At 58.3% G+C, this 254-nt stretch carries 1 protein-coding gene; it reads left to right on the forward strand.

Annotation, left to right across the window (positions count from 1 at the left end; translation table 11 throughout):
• On the forward strand, positions 1-254 hold a 254-nt coding region (locus B7449_RS18960; RefSeq protein ID WP_048884093.1), incomplete at both ends, for a hypothetical protein.

The raw sequence follows: 254 nt of genomic DNA on the forward strand, positions 1-254 counted from the left end.
AAGGCGCTGGGTGACCACGAGCAGGCGCAGAATATCGAGGCAGGAGACACCATCGAGATGCTGCGCCGGGTTCTGGATCCGGAAGATATGCCGGAGCTTCTGTCCAGTGTCCGGCAGGTATCTGCGAGAAATCGCCAGATTGCTGACCTGTTTCGTGGTGCAGAGCCGGAAGAGAGCGATCTGGAAGCCCACGAGTTCAGGGGGGCTACTGCAAACGCGCATACGGACGAGGAAAATGATGACGACGTCCGTAA

It is taken from the genome of Komagataeibacter intermedius TF2 (assembly GCF_000964425.1).
GTDB lineage: Bacteria > Pseudomonadota > Alphaproteobacteria > Acetobacterales > Acetobacteraceae > Komagataeibacter > Komagataeibacter intermedius.